A 6,587-nucleotide genomic window follows, 5' to 3' on the forward strand; every position below is an offset into this window, starting at 1 on the left:
CTCCTGGTCGGAAAAGATCAGTACTGTTCGGGTTCTTCGCCGAGTACGGCGGGAGCGACCGGGGACGACTGACCCCAGACGTTCTCGGTCTCCACGAGCCACGGCGGGATGCGCCGTCCGGAACCCATGTCGCCGCCCGCGCCCATGCCCATCGGCATCATGGGCATCATCGGCATCGCGCCCTTGGCCGCCGCCGCGCCCGCCGCACCGGCGGCCCCGCCGGCGAGCCCGCTCATCGCGCTGCCCGAGCCGCCGTCGCCCGCCAGACCGGAGAACGCGGCCGGCACCTCGCCGGGACCTGAGACCCCGCCGCCACCGATCGCGCCGCCGTCCAGCGAAGGCGCGCCGCCACCGCCGATCGGGATGCCGCCACCGGCCCCGCCCGCGGTCGCGCCCGCCCCACCGGCGCCGCCACCGCCGAGCTCGCCGTCCTTCTTCTCGTCCTTGGGGTTCTTGCCGTTGGCCCAGCCCGGCACCCGCGGCATGATCGAGCCGAACCGGCCGAACGCGGCGGCCGAGGCCGCGGCGAGACCGGCGGTGAACATGTCGCCGAACAGCGGGTTCGACTTGGGGACCTGGCCCGGCTGGCCGGTGGTGGGCGGCGTGGAACCGTCCGAAGGCAGCGGATGCGTGTTGTCGCCCGGCACGACACCCACACCGGGTGTTCCGCCGATGTTGTTGCCGACCGAGCCACCAGGGGCGGTGCCGCCACCGGTGACCGGCGGCGGGGTGACGGCGTTCGGCGAGGCCGGAATGGACTCTTCCGCCGTCGAGTACTCGCCCGCGAGCTGGGTCATCACCACGATCGCCTTGCCGTGCGCCGCGCTGGCCGCGCCCGCGGCCTGCTGCTGCGCTTCGACGTTCGCGATGGCCTGCTGCCGTTGCTGCGCGGCGTTGATGATCGTCGCCTGCGACGAATCCGGCGGCAGCAGCGGCGGATTGACGGCCAGCGCGAGGTCGGCGGGCGCGACGTCGGGCACCGCTACCGGCGGCGGCATCTCCTTCTTGGCCTTCACCAGCGCGTCCGCCGCGTCTTCGAGGAGGTTGTTCATCGCGTGCGCGGTCTGGGCGACCTTGCGGATGCCGCCGACCAGGTCGGTGATCATCGTGTGGTACTTGTCGGCGGCGCCGCCGGTCCAGCTGCCGGAGAAGTCCTTCAGCTCACCGGTCAGGTTCTCGGCCTGTTCGAACAGGCCGGAGCCGGTGGACTGCCATTTGTGGGCCGCGTGACGCGCCGTGTTCGGATCGCCCGACTGCAGCATCGCGTAGAGCTGCTGATGCGAGTACGCGGCGAAGTTCGTGTGCGCGGTCTCGGTCATCCCTTGTTCCCCCCGCCGTTCGAGCCGCTGTTACCGCCCAGCACACCCCCGAGGACGTTGAGCAGCGGATCGAGCAACCCGGTCTGCTGACTCGAGTGGTTCATGTCGCCCGCCACCGAATCGTCGGCCGCCGCGTAGCCGTCGGCGACGGTCGTGGTGACGTCCTGCGCGAAGGTGATCGCGCCCTTGACCTGGTCCAGCAGCCCCTGCATCTCGGCGACGGCCGCCTGGTGCGCCTTGTTGAGTGAACCCGCCTCCCCGAACTCGCCGAACAGCAGCGGCTGTTCGCTCAGGGTCAGCAGGAAGTCGTTCGGCTTGGACATCGCGTGGATCTGGGTCTCCAGTTCCCGCACGAAGTCCTTCAGCGATTCCAGATGGACGTAGTACGACTGGTCTTGCATTGATCCCGGCTCTCTCGTGAACGGCCACGCCGACAAGGGGACGACAACGCGCAAAGCCGGCCGGCCGGTGCCGAGGGGGTGAAAGCACCGGCCGGCCGACGGATGGGGATCAGCCGGCGAACAGGCCCTGGTTGCGGTTCTCCAGGCTGTGCTGGAGATCGTGGGCGTCGCCGACCTTGCCACCGAACTGCGCGATGATCGCCACGATGTCCGCGGTGGCCTGGCGCAGGCGGGTTTCAGACGCACGGGCCGCTTCACCGGCGGAGCTGCCGGAGGCGTACCAGGTCTGGGTGATCGGCTGCAGGTTCGTGTGCAGCTGTTCGAGCTGGGACGTGAGCGCCTTGGCCTTGGCGGCCAGCGAGGCCGAGCTGTGCTGCAGCGCGGCGAAGTTGATTTCGACGACGTCAGCCATGATTGGTGGTCCTCTCGCGGATCAGGGGTTGAGCCGGTGGAACACGGTCTGGTCGACGGTTCCACTGACCCCGGTCAGGCTTTCCCGGACCTGCTCGTCACCCGAGTTGTAGTTCCGGTTGCTCTCGTGCACGAGGCGCGACATCGTGTTGAGCTCGTTCACGGCGATGGTCATCTTCTCCTGCAGACGGCGCTGCAGATCCCAGAACGCGACCGCCTGGTCACCCTTGTAGTTGTGCAGGGTCTGGGTCAGCTCGCTCTCCAAGCTGGCCATCGTGGTCTTGGCGTTCGACGCGGTTTCCTCGAACCCCTGGACGGCGCGCGCCATCGCAGCTGCGTCTGCCTGATATCCCGTACCGGTCATTGATGGGCCACCTCCTCTCATCTCGCTGGAAATCCCGGTGAGCACCAGGGGACGCCCTGTCTGCTCTTGTGAAGGACACGCTAGAAAACAGGGGAGTCCGGTCAAACGGCACAACTGCCGGTCGCGGTGACGGCACTATTACCCACAGGTCGTCGGTAGGGCCTTCCCCACCATCGATCAGGGGGAGTACTCCAGTGCCCGGACCGGCGCCTCCCGGCACCCTCGAATCCATGGTGGACAAGGGTTCCAGGACGGTACTGCATCGGCCGCTGATGATCTTGGCGGCGGCGATGGCGGTGCTCGGGGTGATCGCGCTCGGCGGTCTCGTTTTCGACGATCGCAGCCTCGTCAACGCACCCATCTGGCTCAAACCGCTCAAGTTCACGATTTCCGTGGGGCTCTACGCGGTGACCCTTGCCTGGCTGATCGGGCAGCTCACGCGGGGCAAACGGCTCGGCTGGTGGCTCGGGACGGTGTTCGCGGTCGGCCTTGGCATGGACATGGCGCTGCTGTTCTGGCAGGTCATCGTCCGCGGCAGGACACTCCACTTCAACCAGGCGACCCCGGCCGACCAGTGGATCAACAACATGGTCGCGAACGGTGCCTTCGCCGGATGGGGAGCGACGGCGGCCATCGCGGTTCTCCTGCTGTTCCAACGTCTTCCCGACCGGGCGATGAACTCCGCGTTGCGTGCGGGCGCCGCGTTGTCCGTCGCCGGCATCGGGATCGCGCTGCTGATGTTCGGGCCGAACGAACAGCAGCTGACCCAGTTCCGCTCCGGCGAACGGCCGTCGATCGTCGGTGCCCACGCGGTCGGCGTGCCCGACGGCGGCCCGGGGTTGCCGGTGCTGGGCTGGAGCACCGTGGGCGGGGACCTGCGGATCCCGCATTTCTTCGGCATCCACGCGATCCAGGTGCTGCCGCTGGTCGCTTTCGGGCTGCTCAAGCTCGCCAGGCGGTATCCGGTGCTCGAATCGGAGTTCGTGCGGCGGAATCTGGTCCGGACCGCTTCGGTGGGCTTCGCGGGGCTGCTGGTGCTGCTCACCTGGCAGGCTCAGCGCGGGCAGTCCATCGTGCACCCCGATTTCTGGACGCTGGTCGCGGGCGCGGGGATCATCGCCGTCGTGGCCGCCGGGTCGGCGCTTTCGCTCCGGACGAGGCGGCCGATGCATCAGCTGCGGTGAGCCTCCGCGAAGTCCAGTCGGGACTTCCTTCGGGATCAGCTGGTTTCGGGTGAGCCGGGCGGGAGCGCGCCGGTGTCCACTTTGGATGGTCGGGCGCTTTCTGGCGGAGACCGACGAACTCGAAGCCGTGCGCCTCCGCGGAGGAGAGCGCCAAGGCAACGGAGATCTGGCGGGCAAGCGAGGGGAACGCGAGATGGTCGTGAGTGGTAGGGACGGTTATTGAGGGGGGAGGCCAAGGTGGCGGGTCGCGAAAGCCACTTTCGCGACGCCTGAGGTCCCGAAAGTGGCTTTCGCGACACGGTCGCCCCGCGTCCGCGAGCGAATCCCCGCGACCCGACACCTTTGCCTTTCTCCTCAAATAGAACCCGGAACGCCACTCGCGACCGGCTCGGCCGCGTAGTGGTGTCAGACTCCCGCGGTGGTGCGGATCCAGTCGCGGCTCGCCGCGACGCTGGCGTAGTTCTGGGTGCCCTGCGGGTTCGTGCCGGAGTTGCTGCCGGTCGAGCAGACACCGACCTGGACGCCGTTCGAAAGCTGCGGGCCGCCGGAGTCGCCGTGCCAGGCCGAACCGTTGACGCCGACGCTGGCGATGGCCTGTCCGCCATACGCGTCGCTACTGGTGCCGGTGATGCGGACGTTGGCCGTCTTCAGGACGCTCGACGGCGGGTTGTCGCCCTGCGTGCGCCCCCAGCCGTAGATCTGGTTCGTGGTGCCGTTGGCCGGGTTCGCGGTGCCGAGTTTCATGTACGTCGCGCTGACCGCGGTGGTGAGGTGCAGCAGAGCGATGTCGCCGCTCGGGGCCGCCTTCTGCTGGTCGACGTCGGCCTCGGTGCCCTGGTTCAGGTTGACGTCGCCGACCTTGACGTGCATGCCGGGCTTGTTGAGGCAGTGCTTCGCGGTGAGGACCCACTGCGGGGCGATGATCGTGCCGGAGCAGTTGAAGCCGCCGAACGCGGTGGCGTCGTCCCAGTAGATCTGGGCGCCCCACGGCGCGGAACTCACGGTGCCGCCGCCGATGATGTCCTGGCCCGCGTTCGCGGCGGGGGTGGCGGCAAGGGTCAGCGCCGCGGCGGCGCTCGCCACCGTTGCGACGATTTTGGACATACGCATGAATACGCCCTTCGGCCTGCGTCGGGGAGTTCGCTTCGAGTTGAAACGGTTTCACCAAGTTAGGCGGCGGTAAGGGTTTTTGTAACCTACCGAAGTCGGTAGGCGTTGCGAGGAAAGTATTGGGCCGTCCGGGTGGCCTTGGGAAAAGCGAGTTCCGTGCGAATTTCAGAATTGGGTGGATACTGCCCTTTGCCGTGGACGTCCGATGTATCCGAATTCCCGGACGTGGCTCGCCTGCCGGTGTCTAAGGTGTTCGCGTGACGACAGTGATCGTGCTGAACGGCGGCTCCAGTTCGGGTAAGTCCGGGATCGCCAGATGCCTGCAGGCGGTGTTGCCGGATCCATGGCTCACCCTCGGCGTGGATACCTTGATCGACGCCATGCCGTCCACGGTGGACGACGGGATCGGCTTCGCCGCGGACGGTGGGGTGAGTGTCGGATCCGGTTTCCGGCGGCTCGAGAACGCGTGGATGACCGGTGTCGCGGCAATGGTCCGGGCCGGGGCCCGGGTCATCATCGACGACGCGTTCCTCGGTGGGGCCGCGTCGCAGCAGCGGTGGCGTGACGCGTTGGACGGACTCGCCGTCCTGTGGGTCGGGGTCCGGTGTGACGGCGTCGTGGCCGCCGGGCGGGAGATGGCGCGTGGGGATCGGGTCACGGGGATGGCGGAGGCGCAGGCCGAAGTCGTGCATCGAGGCGTGGTTTACGACTTCGAAGTGGACACTGGAGTGAACGAAGCCTTGGCCTGCGCGCGGGAGATCGCCGCACGGGTCGAGTGATTTCGTGGGGCGAGGCCGGGCTCCTTGCGGGTGGTGACCTGCCTGGGTGTCAACCGAAGCCGGGGGAGTGTGATGCCGCCGCGAGCGCAGCGCAACGTGGCGGCCAGCTTGTTCCGCACTCATTGCGAGCTCCAAAGTGGACGAAGCCGCTATGGCCATGACTGAGCCACGAAGGCGCCTCCTGAGGAGCCTTCGTCGAAGTCGGGCGGCATGCTTTATTGACTGGTAAGGCAAAGATGGTGTAGCTGAGCCTCCGATGAAGGGCTTCTTGGGGCACCGCATTTGCTTACTCACTACTCGGGGCTCGCGCTCTGAGATCCCCCCTTGGTCGTCGTGTGGCCTTAGGCGTGACACGCGTGATTGGACGCGGAACTCGCGTGATTGGAAGCGGAACTCACGGCGGACCCGGTCACGGGCGAGATCGGCCTCCAATCACGCGAGTTCCGCGTTTAAACACGCGAGTTCCGCCTTCAATCACGCGCGACGTCCATCGACCTGGTGGTGACATCACCTCACGACCCACCCGCCAACCCGCAGGTCAGACGTAGGCACACAAATGAAGGCCTCCTTCGATGGCTTCAAGGGAGGCAGGAGGCCGTCGTGGCGTGGCTCTGGATTGGCCACGGGAGCCGGCCGCGCCTTGACCATCCTTAAGGGACACTGTTGCCTGACAGGTGTCCCTTAAGGATGGTCAAGAGCGCGCCAGTCTCCTTGGCGACCCCACTCACGCCACCGACTCGATCACACCACCTTTGCCTTACCCCTCTTCAGAAGGGTGGGGTGTCGTCTTCTGGTTCGGGTCGTGGGTGGTGGAGTGGTTCGGGTGTGGTGGTGTAGGTGCGGCCGGTGGGGGTGGTGATGGTCATGCCGCCGTTGCCGGTGGGTTCGGTGGTCCAGCCGGGTTCTTCTTTGAGGAGGTTGTGGATTTTGCAGGTGGCGTGGCAGTTGTGGTGGTCGGTGCCGCCGTTGCGGGCCCAGGTGGTGATGTGGTCGATTTCGGAGAATTCGGCGGAGCGGTG

7 protein-coding genes and 1 pseudogene are annotated in these 6,587 nt (G+C 67.3%); 2 read left to right on the forward strand and 6 right to left on the reverse strand.

All coding sequences use genetic code 11. The features are described from left to right. Positions 1 to 17 precede the first annotated feature (17 nt). The 4 genes from DL990_RS40690 to DL990_RS40705 all read right to left on the reverse strand — a co-directional run bounded on the left by DL990_RS40690 (position 18) and on the right by DL990_RS40705 (position 2,495). Entirely contained in the window at positions 18 to 1,319 is a 1,302-nt protein-coding gene (locus DL990_RS40690; RefSeq protein ID WP_125787888.1) for a WXG100 family type VII secretion target, read from the reverse strand. Further along, on the reverse strand, positions 1,316 to 1,720 hold the full coding sequence (locus tag DL990_RS40695) for a hypothetical protein (RefSeq protein WP_038510253.1): 405 nt from the start codon (positions 1,718 to 1,720) through the stop codon (positions 1,316 to 1,318). The genes DL990_RS40690 and DL990_RS40695 overlap by 4 nt, the downstream gene beginning before the upstream one ends. Positions 1,721 to 1,829: 109 nt before the next feature. Beyond that, the gene (locus tag DL990_RS40700) at positions 1,830 to 2,132 is read right to left on the reverse strand and encodes a hypothetical protein (RefSeq protein ID WP_005155348.1); all 303 of its coding nucleotides are present in this window, start codon (positions 2,130 to 2,132) and stop codon (positions 1,830 to 1,832) included. Positions 2,133 to 2,153: 21 nt separating this feature from the next. After that, the gene (locus DL990_RS40705) at positions 2,154 to 2,495 is read right to left on the reverse strand and encodes a WXG100 family type VII secretion target (protein WP_125787887.1); all 342 of its coding nucleotides are present in this window, start codon (positions 2,493 to 2,495) and stop codon (positions 2,154 to 2,156) included. Between the two features lie 230 nt (positions 2,496 to 2,725). Between DL990_RS40705 and DL990_RS40710 the strand changes: the two genes are divergently transcribed. Next, complete coding sequence (locus tag DL990_RS40710; protein ID WP_125801838.1) at positions 2,726 to 3,679, forward strand: hypothetical protein; 954 nt, start codon at positions 2,726 to 2,728, stop codon at positions 3,677 to 3,679. A 405-nt stretch (positions 3,680 to 4,084) separates the two neighbouring features. Here the strand turns inward: DL990_RS40710 and DL990_RS40715 are convergent, their stop codons facing one another. Further along, on the reverse strand, positions 4,085 to 4,783 hold the full coding sequence (locus DL990_RS40715; RefSeq protein ID WP_199746803.1) for a trypsin-like serine protease: 699 nt from the start codon (positions 4,781 to 4,783) through the stop codon (positions 4,085 to 4,087). A 263-nt stretch (positions 4,784 to 5,046) separates the two neighbouring features. On the opposite strand from DL990_RS40715, the gene cpt reads away from it, so the two are divergent. Next, positions 5,047 to 5,568 (forward strand): chloramphenicol phosphotransferase CPT, encoded by a 522-nt coding sequence (gene cpt / locus DL990_RS40720; protein ID WP_233620715.1) that lies wholly within the window; start codon positions 5,047 to 5,049, stop codon positions 5,566 to 5,568. A 767-nt stretch (positions 5,569 to 6,335) separates the two neighbouring features. Here the strand turns inward: cpt and DL990_RS40725 are convergent. After that, positions 6,336 to 6,587, reverse strand: a pseudogene (locus DL990_RS40725) (HNH endonuclease); the annotation flags it as partial.

Origin of the sequence: Amycolatopsis sp. WAC 01416, from assembly GCF_003947485.1 — a bacterium.
Lineage (GTDB): Bacteria > Actinomycetota > Actinomycetes > Mycobacteriales > Pseudonocardiaceae > Amycolatopsis.